Genomic DNA, 15116 nt, shown 5'->3' on the forward strand with positions numbered 1-15116 from the left:
CGGTGGTGTCGACGGCCGCACATGTCACACGATTGCCATTCCGCCGACATGAGCCAATCAGCCTCAAGGACCTTTCACCGACCCTACTGCCCACTTTTGCAAGGGAGTTGACCCGGGTAGCTTCCGCCCCATGCCGATAACTGAGAGACGCGACCTCAGTAGCCCGTTGAACCCCCGCAGCCCGATGAAGCCTCGCAACCGCGTCCTTGCCCTGGCCGTGACCGCCGCCGCCGTCACCGGGACCCTCGCGACGGCACCGGCGCAGGCGGCGAGCGCCCCGCCGCGTACCGGATTCGAGCAGTCCGACGGCGCACGCTGGACCGGCCAGGACGAGGAGCAGGACTTCCTCGCCGCGGTCGACAAGGCGACAGACAGGGTCTCCGTGGCCCGGATCGGCACCACCGAGCAGGGCCGCCCGCTCCAGCTCGTCCGGATCGGCGAACACCCCACCGCCAACACCGTGCTGCTGGTCTGCAGCCAGCACGGCAACGAGCCGTCGGGGCGCGAGGCCTGCCTGACGACTGTCCGCGACCTCGCCTACGCCAAGGACGCGCGCACCCAGCGCTTCCTGTCGCGCACCACCCTCCTCGTCGTGCCCACCGCCAACCCCGACGGCCGGGCCGCCGACACGCGCGGCAACTCCGACGGCATCGACATCAACCGCGACCACATCGCCCTCAAGACCGCGGAGGCACGGGCCATGGCCGCCGTGATCCGCGACCGCAAACCCGACGTCATCTACGACCTGCACGAGTACGGAGCGACCCCGCAGTACTACGACAAGGACCTGTTCGACCTGTGGCCGCGCAACCTCAACACGTACGACGCGGTGCACGACGAGGCGCAGACCCTGTCGCAGTCCTATGTCCGGCCCGCTGCCGGCGCCGCCGGGTACTCGACCGGGACGTACGGCATCTGGACCGACCCCGTCACCGGCGACCCGGTCAAACAGACGGCCGGTGACGGACAGGAACGCATCCTGCGCAACACCTCGGGCATCAAGCACGCGGTCGGACTGCTCATCGAGAGCCGGGTCGACCCGCTGACCGACGCGGAGAAGGCCGACGACGCGCTGAACAACAGGCGCCGCGTCACCTCCCAACTCGCCGCGCTGGGCGGCCTGTTCACGTTCACCGGAGAACGGCTCGGCCGGATCGAGGCCGCCACGGACGCGGCCCGGGCCGCCGGATACCGCGACGGCGGCCCGATCTACCTCGGCGGTGCGGACAACGACCCCGCGGAGCCGGCGGAGATCATCCAGGACCCGCCCTGCGGCTACCGGCTCACGGCCGAGCAGTACGCGGAGGTCGTGGACGAACTCGCCCTCCACGGAGTGCAGTTGCGAAAGGAGCCGGACGAGGGCGCGTACGTCCCGCTCCGGCAGTCCCTGCGAGCACTCGTCCCCTTGCTGCTCGACGAGCGGGCGCCGTACCACCTGACGGCGGGGGAGCCGGACACGGCCTGCTGAGCGGTGTGTGGCTGGCGGCGTCAAAGGCAGTGGTCAAGCCTTTGACGCCGGCGCCGCACCACGATCTCCTCCCCGTTCCTGAACCAACCGTTAGCGGAATGGGTGATGCCGTGCTCACATCAGGTTCCAGGTGGGGATACTCACGACATGTGTGCCGAGTACGCGACCTTCGGTCTGGCCCCGGCTGTCCGTGCCGGCGGGGTCCTTGCCAATGGTGACTACCAGTTGCACCGGGATTTCGTCGACTTCATCGTCGACGGGAGCCCGCTGCTCTTCCAGCTCTCCGACCTCGACGCGGTGTCGCCGCTCGCCTCCGACATCCCGCCCGCCATCTTCACCGCCCAGGTACGTGCCCTGCTGCTGGAGGCGGAAGCCCCGCTGCCGGACGGGCGGTACGTCATCTACGGCTGCCCCGAGTGCGAGGGAATCGAGTGCGGCGCGGTCACCGCGGCGATCGACAAAGCCGACGACGGCAGCGACGACTTCGTCTGGCGGGACTTCGCCTGGCAGACCGACGAGCACGCGGATCTCGAACTCAACGGCTACCACGGCATAGGGCCGTTCCGCTTCCGCGGCGCCGAGTACCGCAGCGCTCTGCAGAGCCTGCTCGACCGGCACGAACCGGCGTCACGCCGCGTTTTGCTGATCGGCGCCCGGGTGGCCGTCCTCGCCAAGCTCGCCGCGGCCCTGCGCACCATCGGCATCGGCGCGGAGATCACGACGGACGCGGCGGACGTCCCCGCCGACGAACTGCGCACCTATGGGGCGGTCGCCTTCGGCCGAGCCGTGAGTGAAGAGCAACGCGCCGCCGTACGGGACGCGTTCGAGCGTGCCGGTGTGGACGTCGCCCACGTCGACGGGCTGGCGCCGATCATCCCGCTGCTCGTCGCCCAGATCGAGCACGCCCTGGACCGCGGTCCGCAGGAACAGCGGCGGCTCACCCGCCTTGTCGCCGCCGACGGCGAGGCCGGGGTCGAGGTCAGCTCCACCTGCCGCGTCAGGCTCACCGCGTATCGCCTGGACCGGCTGTACCGCACCCACACCCACGAGGTGTTCGACGGCATCCTCGACGCCGGCGGGCACCGAATTGCACTGGACGCGAAGGCGACCAAGGGGGAATCCTTCATCGTGGCGCGCACGACGGACAGCGTGCTGGTCGTGCCGATGGCGCGATGACCACCGACGATGATCCACCGACCGGCCCGGGCGAGCCGCACGTCGCCCTGACGACGATGACTTCTGCGAAGAGCTGGAGGGACGCCTCCGTGGGGCGATGAGCGCCCGGAGGGGCGGACCGTCGATCCGTACGCGTACGCCCGGCGAACTGCGCCGCGTGCGCCGCCCGCGCACCCACTCCTGCTGGGACCACCTCTATGTGGCACCCCTATGGCCGCTCCACGGCGCGAACCTCGGCACCCTCGCCCGTACCTGCGACGCGACCGGGGCGTGCCTGACCGTGCCGCGCTTCCCGTGGGTGCCGGAGGCGCTGGCCCGCGGGAACACCCTCCGCAAGCCCCCGTGCGTGCACTGGACGGGCGATCCGGTGGGCTGGCTGGAGCGGCAGCGCGAGCGCGGGACGCGGATCGTCGGCGTGGAACTGGCCGACGAGGCGATCCGGCTCGCCGACCTTCCGCCCGCCCGGGAGCGGACGGTGATCCTGCTCGGGCACGAGCAGCAGGGCATACCGCCCGAGGCGCTGGATCTGCTGGACGTGTGCGTGGAGATCCCGATGGTCGGGACGGGTGCGAGCCTGAACGTGGCCGTTGCGGGATCACTGGTGCTGTACAAGCTGGCGGGGCTGCTGTGACAGTCTGCGGCAGCGATACGGGGTCGCCGCCCCCGCCTGATGCCTGTTTCCCCTGAGTCCCTCGTTAGGATCTACGGCCTGATGACTGCCACTCTCGTCGCCAAGAACCTCGCCGCCGGCCACGGCGACCGCTCCCTGTTCTCCGGGCTCGACCTCGTCGTCGCTCCGGGGGACGTGATCGGGCTCGTCGGTGCCAACGGCGCGGGGAAGTCCACGCTGCTGCGCCTGCTCGCCGGGCTCGTCACCCCCGAGGAGGGTGAGCTGCGCCTGTCGCCGCCCACCGCGACCGTGGGGCATCTGCCGCAGGAGCCCGAACGACGCCCCGGCGAGACCGTACGGGAGTTCCTCGCCCGCCGCACCGGCGTCGCCGAGGCGCAGCGGATCATGGACGCGGCCACGCAGGCGCTCGTCGACGGCGCGCCGGGGGCCGACGACGCCTACGCGAACAGCCTGGAGCGGTGGCTCGGCCTCGGCGGTGCCGATCTGGACGAGCGGGCCGAGGAGGTCGCCGACTCGCTCGGGCTGCGCATCGGGCTCGACCAGCCCATGACGTCGCTGTCGGGCGGGCAGGCCGCACGTGCCGGGCTGGCCTCGCTGCTGCTGTCCCGCTACGACGTGTTCCTGCTGGACGAGCCGACCAACGACCTGGACCTGGACGGACTGGAACGGCTGGAGCGGTTCGTCACCGGCCTGCGCGCCGGGACCGTCGTCGTCAGCCACGACCGCGAGTTCCTCGCCCGCACCGTGACCAAGGTCCTCGAACTCGACCTCGCCCAGCGGCAGATCAATCTCTACGGCGGCGGATACGAGGCGTATCTGGAGGAGCGCGACACCGCGCGCCGGCACGCCCGCGAGGACTACGAGGAGTACGCCGACAAGAAGGCCGCCCTCCAGGACCGCGCGCAGATGCAGCGGTCGTGGATGGACAAGGGCGTGAAGAACGCCCGGCGCAAGGCGGGCAATGACAACGACAAGATCGGCCGGAAGTTCCGCAGCGAGGCCAGCGAGAAGCAGGCCGCCAAGGCCCGGCAGACCCAGCGCATGATCGAGCGCCTGGAGGTCGTCGATGAGCCCCGCAAGGAGTGGGAGCTGCGGATGGAGATCGCCGCGGCACCGCGCTCGGGCGCGGTCGTCGCCTCCCTGCGCGACGCGGAAGTGCGGCGCGACGGCTTCGTACTGGGGCCGGTGACCCTGCAGATCGACTGGGCCGACCGGGTCGCCGTCACCGGCGCCAACGGCGCGGGCAAGTCCACGCTCCTTGCCGCCCTGCTGGGCCGCGCGCCGCTCGACGCGGGCCACGCGGCGCTCGGATCGGGCGTCGTCGTCGGCGAGGTCGACCAGGCCCGGGCGTTGTTCCATGGTCCCGAGTCGCTGCTGGAGGCGTTCTGCGCGGCCGTCCCCGACACCGAGCCGGTCGAGGTCCGCACCCTGCTGGCCAAGTTCGGGCTCAAGTCCGACCATGTGCTGCGCCCGGCGGCGACCCTCTCCCCGGGCGAACGTACCCGTGCGGCCCTGGCACTCCTCCAGGGCCGGGGCGTGAACCTCCTCGTCCTCGACGAGCCGACCAACCACCTCGACCTGCCCGCCATCGAACAACTCGAGTCAGCCCTCGACTCGTACGAGGGCACCCTGCTCCTCGTCACCCACGACCGCCGCATGCTGGACGCGGTACACACGACGCGCCGCTTGGAGGTAGCGGACGGCAAGGTGACGGAGCGCTGAGCGGGCGGCGCGGCGCCTCACGTTGTGGGGGCGCCGCGCCGCACCGCTGTTTTCTCAGCCCCGACCCCGCCCGGGGTCGACCAACCCCGCGCGCCGAAGCGCATCAGCCATCGCACTGTTGGCCGGCGGCGGAGCAGCCTGCCGAGACCCAGCACCCCCGCCACGCCCCTGCCGCTGCTGCCCCCGCTGCTGAGGCGGCCGACCGCCACGCTGAGGGCGCCCACCGTCGGCGGCCGACGCAGGCGCGGCCTCGTCGTCCAGCCGCAGCGTCAGCGAGATCCGCTTACGCGGAATGTCGACGTCCAGCACCTTCACCTTGACGATGTCGCCCGGCTTCACCACATCCCGCGGGTCCTTGACGAACGTCTTCGACATCGCGGAGACGTGCACAAGACCGTCCTGGTGGACACCGACGTCCACGAACGCGCCGAACGCGGCGACATTCGTGACCACGCCCTCCAGCACCATCCCGGACGACAGGTCGGAGATCTTCTCGACGCCCTCCTTGAACGTGGCCGTCTTGAACGCCGGACGCGGATCCCGCCCCGGCTTCTCCAGCTCGCGCAGGATGTCCGTCACGGTCGGCAGACCGAAGGTCTCGTCCACGAAGTGGTCGGCGCGCAGCGAACGCAGCACCCCCGTGTTGCCGATCAGTGACGCCACATCGCCGCCCGAGGTCTTCACCATGCGGCGCACCACCGGATACGCCTCGGGGTGCACGCTGGAGGCGTCCAGCGGGTCGTCGCCGCCGCGGATCCGCAGGAAGCCCGCACACTGCTCGTACGCCTTCGGACCAAGCCGCGCCACGTCCTTGAGCGCCTGCCGCGAGCGGAACGGGCCGTTCGAGTCCCGGTGGGCCACGATGTTCTCGGCGAGGCCGCTGCTGATGCCGGAGACCCGGGCGAGCAGCGGCGCGGAGGCCGTGTTGACGTCCACGCCCACGCCGTTCACACAGTCCTCGACGACCGCGTCGAGCGAGCGCGACAGCTTCACCTCGGAGAGGTCGTGCTGGTACTGGCCGACACCGATCGACTTCGGGTCGATCTTGACCAGCTCGGCGAGCGGGTCCTGCAGACGGCGGGCGATGGAGACGGCGCCGCGCAGCGACACGTCCATGCCCGGCAGCTCCTGCGAGGCGAAGGCCGAGGCCGAGTACACCGAGGCGCCGGCCTCGGACACCATGACCTTGGTCAGCTTCAACTCGGGGTGCTTGGTGATCAGTTCACCGGCCAGCTTGTCCGTCTCGCGGGACGCCGTGCCGTTGCCGATGGCGATCAGCTCGACCGCGTGCTCCTTGGCGAGCCGGGCGAGCTTGGCGATGGCCTCGTCCCACTTGTTCTGCGGGACGTGCGGGTAGATCACGTCCGTCGCGACGACCTTGCCGGTCGCGTCGACCACCGCCACCTTCACGCCCGTACGGAAACCGGGGTCGAGACCCAGCGTCGCGCGCGTGCCCGCCGGGGCGGCCAGCAGCAGGTCGCGCAGGTTCGCGGCGAAGACCTGCACCGCCTCGTCCTCCGCTGCCGTACGCAGCCGCAGCCTCAGGTCGATGCCGAGGTGCACCAGGATGCGCGTGCGCCAGGCCCAGCGGACCGTGTCCACCAGCCACTTGTCGGCGGGACGGCCACGCTCGGCCACCCCGAAGCGGCCGGCGACGATCGCCTCGTACGAGGAGGGGCCGGGCTCGTCCGCGGGCTCCTCGGGCTCCAGGACGAGGTCGAGGACCTCCTCCTTCTCGCCGCGCAGCATGGCGAGGATGCGGTGCGAGGGCAGCTCGGTGAAGGGCTCGGCGAAGTCGAAGTAGTCGGCGAACTTGGCGCCCGCCTCCTCCTTGCCGTCCCGCACCTTGGCGGCCAGCCGCCCGCGCGTCCACATGCGCTCGCGCAGCTCGCCGATGAGGTCGGCGTCCTCCGAGAAGCGCTCGGTGAGGATGGCGCGGGCGCCGTCCAGCGCCGCCTGCGGGTCGGCGACGCCCTTGTCGGCGTCCACGAAGGCCGCGGCGGCGGCCAGCGGCTCGACCGACGGGTCGCAGAGCAGTCCCTCGGCGAGCGGCTCGAGACCCGCCTCGCGCGCGATCTGCGCCTTCGTGCGCCGCTTCGGCTTGAACGGCAGGTAGATGTCCTCGAGCCGGGCCTTGGTCTCGGCGCCGCGGATCTGCGCCTCCAGCTCGTTGGTGAGCTTGCCCTGCTCGCGCACCGAGTCGAGGATCGCCGTCCGCCGCTCCTCCAGCTCACGCAGATAGCGCAGCCGCTCCTCGAGCGTGCGCAGCTGCGCGTCGTCGAGCATCTCGGTCGCTTCCTTGCGGTAGCGGGCGATGAAGGGCACCGTCGAACCGCCGTCGAGCAGCTCCACGGCAGCCTTGACCTGCCGCTCCCGTACGCCGAGCTCCTCGGCGATCCTGCCTTCGATGGACCCTACGAGGGGTGTCGTCACGATCCCGTACCGCCTTCTCCACTGAGGTTGCGCCGCAATTGTGGCAGGCCCCACCGACAACCGGGCACGTGGGCGCGCGGGCGACTACCGGCCGGTGGCCGGTCCAGCCCCGTCCCGTTGTGGGCAGTCGTTCCTCCCCCATTGCCTTAAGGGCCTGGGAGGTACCCCCAGGGCGGAACGGGTGGGCACAACCGACGACGGCGGGTGCATCGAGTCTTCGGGCAGTAACGGGGTCAGCCCTTGCCGAGCATCCCGGCCGGAAAGGCCCCCGCAGCCACGGCCACGTGGAAAAAGCCCGTCGCGAGCTCCGTGAGCCGTTCGACGCCCGCCGCGCCGAGGTGTTCGTACGGCGCGCGGTCGAGCCGGTCCGTCTCCGTCTCGAGATCGCGCCGCAGCGCCGTCCCGGCGTCCGTCAGCTCCCCGTCGCCGTCGAGGAGACCACGCGCGCGCAGCCGTTCCGTCGCCGCGTCCCAGTCCTGCCGGGACCATCCGCGCGTGCCCAGGACCCACTTCGGAGCCATGCCCTTGCCGGTGGCGGTGTGCGTCACCAGGGCTTCCAGCGGATCGAGTTCCGCGTCCAACAGCACAGCGAGGTGCCCGTCACCGCGGTGCTCGCGCAGGAGCGTCGCGGCGTGCCAGTACGCGAGGTGCGGCTCCTCTGGTACTGGCAGGTCGGCGTGCGCGGCGTACAGCGGGCGCGCCGTCCGGCTGCAAGCCTCGGTGGCGCGCAGGGCGAGGCCGGCCGCCTCGGCCATCTCCTGTGAGGCGAGCGCCTCCTTGCCGAGCAGCCGGAGCAGCGTCGCGTCGACGGCACGCGCGCGTGCCGCGAGGACCGTCTCCGGAGAGGCGATCCGCCACACCGCGGGGACGTGCCGCGCGACGAGCTCGTGGTTGAAGTTGTAGAACGTGGCCGTCACCGTGCCCGCCCCGACCGCGCCCATGGCCGCCGCCCGGACGCCGAAGTACGCGGCGTTGCGGTCCTCGATGCCGATCCCCGCCATCTCCGTTCCGAGGTCCGGCGAGAAGTAGTGGGCGGAGTGCAGCGGATTGATCGCGTTGTGGCATCGGCGCGCGGCGCGCTCCGGCAGGGATGAGTTCATGCGCCGCAGATTACTGACTGGTTGGTATGCCGGGAAGGTGAACCCGGTGATACGGAGGGCGATGGCAGAATAGGTGGGGGATTCGTCATTGCGGCCATCGCCGCCGGGTCCAAGAATCGGGTCATGGCCCAGCAGCGAGCCGCCCAGCACCGAACCGTCCTCGTCGCCCTCTTCGACGACGTCCAGAGCCTCGACGTCACAGGGCCCGTGGAGGTGTTCGCGGGCGCCGCCGTCTCCTCGGGGGACCCGGACACGTACCGGATCCGCACCGCATCCCTCGACGGCGGGCCCGTCCGCACCTCCAGCGGGCTCACCCTCGTCCCGGACGGCGCCCTCGGCGACGAAGGGGCCCCGCACACCCTCGTCGTCCCCGGAGGCCAGGGCACCAGACGCCCCGATCCACGGCTGGTCGACTGGCTGCGCGAGAGGGCCCCGAGGGCCGAGCGCCTGGTCTCCGTGTGCAGCGGGGCCCTGCTGCTGGCCGCGGCCGGGCTGCTGGACGGCCGCCGGGCCACCACCCACTGGAACGTGTGCGACCGGCTCGCCCGCGACCACCCGGCCGTCGAGGTCGACTCGGACCCGATCTTCGTACGCGACGGGAACGTGGCGACGTCCGCCGGGGTCACCTCCGGTATCGACCTGGCCCTCGCGCTCGTCGAGGAGGACCTGGGCCGCGAGACGGCGCTCTCGGTCGCGCGGCACCTCGTCGTCTTCCTTCGCCGGCCCGGCAACCAGGCCCAGTTCAGCGCCCAGCTCGCCGCGCAGACCGCGCAGCGCGAACCGTTGCGCGACGTCCAGCAGTGGATTACCGAACACCCCGGCGGCGACCTGTCCGTCGAGTCGCTCGCCGCGCGCGCCAGGCTCTCCCCGCGCCACTTCGCCCGCGCCTTCCAGGCCGAGACCGGCATGACACCCGGCCGGTACGTGGAACGCGTCCGCATCGAACACGCGCGCAGACTCCTGGAGGACACCTCCGACGGGATCGAGGAGATCTCCCGCGCCTGCGGCTACGGCACACCCGAGGCGATGCGTCGGGCCTTCCTCAAGGCACTCGGCTCTCCACCCGCCGAGTACCGCCGCCGCTTCCACGCCCCCGTTGCTCGCTGAGCCCGCACATCCCGTAGGTCCCGTACATCACCGAAAGGCAGGCCCATGCAGATCGCCATCGTCCTCTTCGACCGCTTCACCGCCCTCGACGCGGTCGGCCCGTACGAGACACTCGGCCGCCTCCCCGACGCCGAGCTGGTGTTCGTCGCCGAGCAGACGGGACCCGTCCGCACCGACACGGGAGCACTCGCGATCACCGCGGACAAGACCCTCGCCGAGGTCACAAGCCCCGACATCGTCGTGGTCCCCGGCGGCCCCGGCCAGACCCCGCAGATGGACAACGAGACGCTGCTGGAGTGGCTGCGGACCGTCGACGCGACCAGCACGTGGACAACGTCCGTGTGTACCGGCTCGCTGCTGCTGGCGGCCGCGGGCCTGCTCGAGGGCCGTCGCGCCACCTCCCACTGGCTGGCCCTCGACTTCATGAAGCAGTTCGGCGTCGAGCCGACCGGCGAGCGCGTGGTGGTCGACGGCAAGTACGTGACCGCGGCCGGTGTCTCATCCGGCATCGACATGGGGCTCACCCTCGTCGGCATGATCGCGGGCGACGAGCACGCCCAGGCCGTGCAGCTGCTGACCGAGTACGACCCTCAGCCGCCGTACGACGCCGGAGCACCGCACAAGGCCCCGGCGCACCTCGTGGAGGAATTCCGCAGCAACAGCCGCTTCACGCTGACGTAGTCCAGGTGAACCGCGGCCGCCTGCCCTCCAGGAACGCGGCCACCCCCTCCGCCATGTCACCGCTGCCGCGCGCCTGTTCCGCCCAGTGCGCGGCCCGGTCCACGCGTCCGTCGGCGAACTCCTTGGCCGCCCCCTGCGTCAGCTGCGAGCGCGAGGCCAGTACGCGCGTGAACTCCGCGACGCGCTTGCCGAGTTCACCGGCGGGCAGCACCTCGTCGACCAGCCCGGTGCGCAGCGCACGGCCGGAGTCGATCAACTCGCCCGAGAACAGGAGGTACTTCGCGGTGGCCGGTCCCACCAGCGACACCAGCCGCTGCGTGGACGATGCCGGATAGACGATCCCCAGCTTCGCCGGCGTCACCCCGAACAGCGCCTCCTCGTCGGCGAAGCGCAGATCGCAGGCGGCCGCGAGCTGGCACCCGCCGCCCACGCAGTGACCTCGCACCGCCGCGAGTGTCGGCTTGGGAAACGCCGCCAGAGCCTCCTCGGCCGCCACGGCCAGAGCCTGCGCCCCGCCGGAGCCGTCCGCCGAGGGTTCCCGCAGCGACGAGATGTCCGCGCCCGCGCAGAACGTCTCGCCCTCGCCCGTCAGCACCAGGGTCCGTACGGCCGGATCTTCCGCCAGGGTCTTCAGCAGCGGCGGCAGTGACCGCCACATGTCGGCGGTCATGGCGTTCCGTTTCGCCGGGTGGTGGATGACGACGGTGGCGACGCCGTCGGCGACGGTGTGCAGCAGCTGCGGCTCCATGAGCGGGATGCTATCCACCGGCCCTGAACGTGTGATCAAGAAGGGGTCGGCAGCGAGGTGGCCGGAGTGGACAAGCCGGGCAATTCGCAGCCTCATCGCATACAACCCGAAGAGGCTCGGAAGGCGTTACGACAAGGGCAGGAGCAGTCAAACAACTGACGCTGTCATACGCCAACGATCAGAAGCCGTCGATATTTGCCGACTTTGCGTCAGTGGTCCGGCATGGACCAGTACATTCCCAACACTCTTTGCGTGGCGACAATCGAGCGTAAAGGTGGCGACCGGACCATGGACGACATCGGGTGGGGGTCCGGCTCCCACCCACCGGCCGGCGGGGGCGCCGAGCGAGGTCCCGCCGTAGCTCCCCCCGACCCCGTGCAGGGGTACCCCCAGCCGTATGAGGGTGTCTGGCGGTTCACCGCCACCGCCGTGGACGCGTCGGTGCCCCAGGCGCGGCACGCGGTCCGCGATCTGCTCGCCCGACAGGGCGTGCCCGCCCCGGACGAGCTGGTCCAGGGGCTGCTGGTGATCGTCTCCGAGCTCGTCACGAACGCGGTACGGCACGCCGCCCTGCTCTCGCCCATGCTCTCGGTGGAGGTGGCCGTCGGATCCGAATGGGTCCGCGTCTCCGTCGAGGACAACCATCCCTACCGCCCGACGGCCCTCGAGGCCGACTACGGCCAGACCGGTGGCCGCGGTCTGCTGCTCGTGCGCGAGATCACCCGGGAGGCGGGCGGGGTGTGCAACGTCGAGCACACCGCCGGCGGGGGCAAGGTCATCTGGGCGGCCCTGCCCCTGAAGCCGGGCCTCGTGTAGGCGTCGGTCGCTCTACGGCACCGGCCCGGGGCTCGGGAGCTCCGGGCCGCGAGCCCCAGGAACCCCGCCGGCAGCGTCACCAGCCGGCCGCAGCCCCCGTGAGCTCCCTGATCGCGGGCCGCGCCGCATCCAGCACCGTCATGAACCACGCCGAGAACGGATCCCTCGCGTGCCGTTCCATCAGCTCGCCGGTGGTCACGAACGCGGTCTGGCCGACCTCCGTCGGGTCCGGCCGCACCGGGGCCTGCACCATCCCGACGAAGAGATGGTTGTACTCCTGCTCCACCAGGCCCGACTGCGGGTCCGGGTGGTTGTAGCGGACCGTGCCGGCCTCGGCGAGCAGCGAGGGCGAGACACCCAGCTCCTCGTACGTCCGGCGGGCCGCGGCGGCGAACGGCGCCTCGCCCGGGTAGGGGTGTCCGCAGCATGTGTTCGACCACACACCGGGGGAGTGGTACTTGCCGAGGGCCCGCTGCTGCAGCAGCAGCCGCCCCTGCTCGTCGAAGAGGAAGACGGAGAAGGCCCGGTGCAGCTGCCCCGGTGGCTGGTGGGCGGCCAGCTTCTCCGCCGTGCCGATCGTGTTGCCGTCCTCGTCGACCAGTTCCAGCAAGATCGCTTCTGTGGTGCGGTTCGATGAACTGTGCCCCGCGGTGGCAGGTGTGATCGGCATGCGCATCCTTCGTATCGGTCTTCGAACCTCAAGTCTGCCGTACGCGTCCGGCAGTCCCGGGACCCGGCGCCCCCGCATGTCCCGCTCCCCCGCTGGGCGGCGGGACATGCATCACGCACGTGTGATCAGCGGATATCCGCCGAATGAAGTACCACGGAACCTGCAGGGCCGTGGTCGTCGCCGTGCTCGCGGTGCAGCACCCGGCGCGGCCTCAGTGGCAGAGCTTCGCCTCGTGCTCCGCGTGCCCGCCGGGCTCCAGCTGGAACGTGCAGTGCTCGACGTCGAAGTGATCACCGAGGCATGCCTGCAGTTCGTGCAGCACCTTCTCGTTGCCGATGGTGTTGAGTACGTCGGAGCTCACGACCACGTGCGCGGAGAGCACCGGCAGGCCCGAGGTGATCGTCCAGGCGTGCAGGTCGTGCACGTCCTCGACACTCGGCAGAGCCAGGATGTGCGCCCGTACGTCGGCCATGTCGACGTTCTTCGGGGCCGCCTCCAGCAGGACGTTCAGCGTCTCGCGCAGCAGTTTCACCGTCCGCGGCACGATCATGAGGGCGATGACGAGCGACGCGATCGGGTCGGCGGCCTGCCAGCCGGTGGTGAGGACGACGGCGGCGGACACGATCACCGCCAGAGAGCCCAGCGCGTCCGCCATCACCTCCAGGAAGGCGCCTCGCACATTGAGGCTCTCCTTCTGGCCGCGCATCAGCAGGACCAGCGAGACCGTGTTCGCCGCCAGGCCGACGAGACCGAAGACGATCATGAGCCCGCCCCGGGTGTCGGCGGGAGTGAAGAACCGCCCGATCGCCTCGAACAGCACATAGCCGCCCACACCGAGCAGCAGCACGCAGTTGGCGAGCGCGGCGAGGATCTCGGCGCGCGCGAACCCGAAGGTGCGGTTGGCGGTCGCGGGGCGGTTCGCGAAATGGATCGCGAGCAGCGCCATGCCGAGCCCGAGGGCGTCCGTGGCCATGTGCGCCGCGTCCGCGATCAGGGCGAGCGAGTCCGCCGCGATGCCTCCCACGATCTCGACCGCCATCACGCTGAGCGTGATCGCCAGCGCGATACGCAGCCGCCCGCGGTACGCGCCCGTCGCGGTGCCCGTCGCAGGTGCGCCGTGCGTATGCCCGTGGTGGTGCCCAGCTCCCATGGAAGCCCGCCCTCCGTATCGCCGTGCCACCCGTCGCGGCGTATCCGCCGCACTGACCGTCGCGGCCCAGTGAACTACGGGTGGGGGGTATCGGGCAACACGGCACTGAACACGGTTGTCATCTGCTCTGACCTGCGGAAACGATGCGCAGGTCAGAGCGGTGACAAGATCACTTACGGGCTCGGTTACGGGCTGCCTCGGGGTGTCGCAGACACCAGCCCCGCCACGCCGACTCGACCATCTCGCGAACCCCGTACCGGGCCGTCCAGCCCAGCTCCTTCGTCGCCCGGTCGGCGGAGGCGACCGCGCGCGGAGCGTCGCCGGGCCGGCGCGCCTCCACGACCGGCGGCCGGTGGTCCCCGGTCACCTCGGCGATCGTCGTGATCAGTTCCCGTACGGAGACGCCCTCGCCGCGGCCGATGTTCACCGTCAGATCCCCCGACGCGTCGCCGGCCGAGAGCCGGCGAGCGGCCGCAAGGTGTGCCTCGGCGAGGTCGTCGACGTGGATGTAGTCGCGGATGCAGGTGCCGTCCGGCGTCGGGTAGTCGTCGCCGAAGATCCGCGGGGCCTCGTCGCGGGTGAGCCGGTCGAAGACCATGGGGACGATGTTGAACACGCCCGTGTCCGCGAGCTCCGGCGCCGCGGCGCCCGCCACGTTGAAGTAGCGCAGGCACACCGTCGCGATGCCGTGTGCCCGGCCCGCCGCCCGCACCAGCCACTCCCCGGTGAGCTTCGTCTCGCCGTAGGGGTTGAGCGGGGCGCAGGGCGTGTCCTCGGTGATCAGACTCACATCCGGGTTGCCGTAGACGGCCGCGGACGAGGAGAAGAGGAACCGTGTGATCCCGGCCTCGGCCACCGCCTCGAGCAGCACCGCCAGGCCGCCGACGTTCTCCCGGTAGTAGCGCGTCGGCCGGTCGACCGACTCACCCACCTGCTTGAGGGCCGCCAGGTGCACCACACCCGTCACCGCGTGCTCCGTGAGCACCCGCTTCAGCAGCGCGGCGTCGTGCGCCGAGCCCTGGACGAGGGGGACCTGAGGCGGGAGCCGGTCGGGGACGCCGGCCGAGATGTCGTCGAGCACGACCACACGTTCCCCGGCGTCCGCCATGGCCCGCGCCACGTGTGCCCCTATATATCCAGCTCCACCTGTGATCAGCCATGTCATGGATGCCAACCCTAAGCCGGACCGGCGGCGAGGGCATGCCCGCTCCGGGCCCGTTGCCGCTTGTCCGGGCCTTCGGGGCTTGTGCGGGCATACGCGGTGACGGGGTATCCGCGGTTACGGTATGCGGGCATCCGGGACCACGGTTTGTGGGCCGGGGTGCTCATCCACGATGATGATCGTCAGGGCTGCGGCCACGCAGATCGCGCTTATCGGGCCGTAAACGGGCGGTGAACGCCCGCTTCTGTTCAT

The 15116-nt window shown here is 71.0% G+C and carries 13 protein-coding genes; 7 read left to right on the forward strand and 6 right to left on the reverse strand.

The annotated features are described in order from the left end of the window. The first annotated feature begins 184 nt into the window (after positions 1-184). From ACWD4J_RS20480 to ACWD4J_RS20495, 4 genes are all read left to right on the forward strand, one after another. Positions 185-1468 carry a M14 family metallopeptidase gene (locus ACWD4J_RS20480; protein WP_451396799.1) on the forward strand — a complete coding sequence of 428 codons (1284 nt, stop codon included), beginning with the start codon at positions 185-187 and terminating at the stop codon, positions 1466-1468. 147 nt (positions 1469-1615) lie between these two features. Next, positions 1616-2644, forward strand: coding sequence for an oxidoreductase (locus ACWD4J_RS20485; RefSeq protein WP_451396800.1), 1029 nt, complete (start codon positions 1616-1618; stop codon positions 2642-2644). A gap of 97 nt (positions 2645-2741) precedes the next feature. Next, positions 2742-3275: a TrmH family RNA methyltransferase gene (locus ACWD4J_RS20490; protein WP_451396801.1), complete on the forward strand. Its 534-nt coding sequence runs from the start codon at positions 2742-2744 to the stop codon at positions 3273-3275. An 81-nt stretch (positions 3276-3356) separates the two neighbouring features. Further along, complete coding sequence (locus tag ACWD4J_RS20495) at positions 3357-4997, forward strand: ABC-F family ATP-binding cassette domain-containing protein (RefSeq protein WP_451396802.1); 1641 nt, start codon at positions 3357-3359, stop codon at positions 4995-4997. 54 nt (positions 4998-5051) lie between these two features. Here ACWD4J_RS20495 and ACWD4J_RS20500 read toward each other — a convergent pair whose 3' ends face one another. Further along, positions 5052-7430 (reverse strand): Tex family protein, encoded by a 2379-nt coding sequence (locus ACWD4J_RS20500; protein WP_451396803.1) that lies wholly within the window; start codon positions 7428-7430, stop codon positions 5052-5054. A gap of 233 nt (positions 7431-7663) precedes the next feature. Beyond that, positions 7664-8530, reverse strand: a complete 867-nt coding sequence (locus ACWD4J_RS20505; protein WP_451396804.1) for an SCO6745 family protein — start codon at positions 8528-8530, stop codon at positions 7664-7666. A gap of 123 nt (positions 8531-8653) precedes the next feature. Here ACWD4J_RS20505 and ACWD4J_RS20510 point away from each other — a divergent pair, with 123 nt between their 5' ends. Beyond that, positions 8654-9637, forward strand: coding sequence for a GlxA family transcriptional regulator (locus tag ACWD4J_RS20510; protein WP_451396805.1), 984 nt, complete (start codon positions 8654-8656; stop codon positions 9635-9637). Positions 9638-9682: 45 nt separating this feature from the next. Next, a complete protein-coding gene (locus ACWD4J_RS20515) occupies positions 9683-10318 on the forward strand; it encodes a DJ-1/PfpI family protein (RefSeq protein WP_451396806.1) in 636 nt (211 codons plus the stop codon). Here the strand turns inward: ACWD4J_RS20515 and ACWD4J_RS20520 are convergent. Then, positions 10305-11066: an enoyl-CoA hydratase/isomerase family protein gene (locus ACWD4J_RS20520; RefSeq protein WP_451396807.1), complete on the reverse strand. Its 762-nt coding sequence runs from the start codon at positions 11064-11066 to the stop codon at positions 10305-10307. The genes ACWD4J_RS20515 and ACWD4J_RS20520 overlap by 14 nt on opposite strands. A 288-nt stretch (positions 11067-11354) precedes the next feature. Between ACWD4J_RS20520 and ACWD4J_RS20525 the strand changes: the two genes are divergently transcribed. Continuing rightward, entirely contained in the window at positions 11355-11882 is a 528-nt protein-coding gene (locus tag ACWD4J_RS20525; RefSeq protein ID WP_451396808.1) for an ATP-binding protein, read from the forward strand. A gap of 76 nt (positions 11883-11958) precedes the next feature. Here the strand turns inward: ACWD4J_RS20525 and idi are convergent, their stop codons facing one another. From idi to galE, 3 genes are all read right to left on the reverse strand, one after another. Then, positions 11959-12552: an isopentenyl-diphosphate Delta-isomerase gene (idi, locus tag ACWD4J_RS20530; protein WP_451396809.1), complete on the reverse strand. Its 594-nt coding sequence runs from the start codon at positions 12550-12552 to the stop codon at positions 11959-11961. 211 nt (positions 12553-12763) lie between these two features. Beyond that, complete coding sequence (locus ACWD4J_RS20535) at positions 12764-13702, reverse strand: cation diffusion facilitator family transporter (RefSeq protein WP_451396810.1); 939 nt, start codon at positions 13700-13702, stop codon at positions 12764-12766. Positions 13703-13871: 169 nt separating this feature from the next. Continuing rightward, positions 13872-14867, reverse strand: a complete 996-nt coding sequence (gene galE / locus ACWD4J_RS20540) for a UDP-glucose 4-epimerase GalE (RefSeq protein WP_451396811.1) — start codon at positions 14865-14867, stop codon at positions 13872-13874. Positions 14868-15116: the final 249 nt, after the last annotated feature.

It is taken from the genome of Streptomyces sp. NPDC002577, from assembly GCF_053594815.1.